At 68.7% G+C, this 942-nt stretch carries 1 protein-coding gene; it reads right to left on the bottom strand.

Going from position 1 to position 942, the window contains the following annotated elements; genetic code table 11:
• Positions 1–132: 132 nt before the first annotated feature.
• A partial coding sequence (locus ACODT0_RS42335) for an ABC transporter permease (RefSeq protein ID WP_489044043.1) occupies positions 133–942 on the bottom strand: 810 nt, incomplete at its 5' end.

Consider the following 942-nt stretch of genomic DNA (forward strand, 5'->3'; position numbering starts at 1 on the left):
AAGGCGTGAGCGAAGGTGGCGCGGCGTTCGCCCGGCAACAGCCCACTTCATTTGGGATTCCTTTCGCGTCCTTCGCGTAACCTTCGCGTCCTCTGCGTCCGGCTGTCCGAATTCAGTCATCACCCACCCCCTTCACCGAGCCCGCGCCAGGCGCGGATCGAGCAGGTCGCGCAGGCCGTCGCCCAAGAGGTTCAGGCCCAGCACCGCCAGCGCGATGGCCATGCCCGGGAAGACGGCCAAGAGGGGCTGCTGGAACATCAGGGTCTGCGCCTCGCTGAGCATGCGGCCCCAGGACGGTTGCGGCGGCTGGGTGCCCAGGCCGAGGTAGGAGAGGGCGGCCTCGGCCAGGATCGCGATGGCGAAGCGGATGGTGATCTGCACGATCAGCACCGCCGAGATGTTGGGCAGCACGTGCTGCATGGTGATGGCGAAGCTTCCCTTGCCGCAGGCACGCGCGGCGGCCACGTACTCGCGCGACCAGATGGCGTTGGCCGAGGCGCGCGTGATGCGCGCGAAGGTGGGGATGTTGTAGATGCCGATGGCGATGATGGCGTTGACGATGCCCGCGCCGAAGACGGCCGTCATCATGATGGCCGAGAGGATGGCGGGGAAGGCCAGCGAGAAGTCGGAGAAACGCATGATGGCTTCTTCCACCCAGCCCCGCCTGGCCGCGGCCAGCAGGCCCAGGGCGGTGCCGACCACCAGGCCGATGCCCACGGCGATGACGCCCACCAGGATGGAGGCACGGGCGCCCACCAGCAGCAGCGAGGCCACGTCGCGCCCGAAGGCGTCGGTGCCCAGCCAGTGGCTGGCCGAGGGCGCCTGCATCTTGTTGGCCATGTCCATGGCGTAGGGCGAGTAGGGCGTCCAGAGGTAGGAGACCAGGGCCGCGAGCAGCAGCAAGGCGGCGAGCACGCCGCCGATGACGAAGCTGCGGTGATG

The sequence above is a fragment of the Variovorax sp. FG153 genome, assembly GCF_057809595.1.